The 847-nt window shown below is 63.8% G+C and carries 1 protein-coding gene; it reads right to left on the reverse strand.

The window, feature by feature from the left end; translation table 11 throughout:
• Positions 1-4: 4 nt before the first annotated feature.
• Positions 5-847: elongation factor Tu (locus ACCC97_RS28775; RefSeq protein ID WP_413336381.1), on the reverse strand; the 843-nt coding region annotated here is incomplete at its 5' end.

Raw genomic sequence — 847 nt, forward strand, 5'->3', positions numbered from 1 at the left:
CGGCTTAGATGTCGAGGATTTTCGCCACGACGCCCGAACCCACGGTGCGGCCGCCTTCGCGGATGGCGAAGCGCAGGCCTTCTTCCATCGCGATCGGGTTGATCAGCTTCACGGTGATGCTGACGTTGTCGCCGGGCATGACCATTTCCTTGTCCTTGGGCAGCTCGATCGCGCCGGTCACGTCCGTCGTGCGGAAGTAGAACTGCGGACGGTAGTTGTTGAAGAACGGCGTGTGACGGCCGCCTTCGTCCTTCGACAGGACATACACCTCGGCGGTGAAGTGCACGTGCGGCTTGATCGAGCCGGGCTTGCACAGCACTTGGCCGCGCTCGACTTCTTCGCGCTTCGTGCCGCGCAGCAGCACGCCGACGTTGTCGCCAGCCTGGCCCTGGTCCAGCAGCTTGCGGAACATTTCCACGCCGGTGCAGGTGGTCTTGACGGTCGGGCGGATGCCGACGATTTCGATTTCCTCGCCGACCTTGATCACGCCGCGCTCGACAGCGCCGGTCACGACGGTGCCGCGACCCGAGATCGAGAACACGTCTTCCACGGGCATCAGGAAGGTGCCGTCCACGGCGCGCTCGGGCGTCGGGATGTAGGTGTCGAGGGCTTCGGCCAGCTTCATGATGGCGCCTTCGCCCAGCTCGCCCTTGTCGCCTTCGAGGGCGAGCTTGGCCGAGCCGTGGATGATGGGGGTGTCATCGCCGGGGAATTCGTACTTGTCGAGGAGTTCGCGGACTTCCATTTCGACCAGCTCGAGCAGTTCCTTGTCGTCGACCATGTCGCACTTGTTCAGGAACACGATGATGTAGCCCACGCCCACCTGGCGAGCCAGCAGGATGTGCTC

Origin of the sequence: Variovorax sp. Varisp85 (assembly GCF_047304045.1) — a bacterium.
In the GTDB taxonomy this organism is placed as follows: domain Bacteria; phylum Pseudomonadota; class Gammaproteobacteria; order Burkholderiales; family Burkholderiaceae_C; genus Variovorax.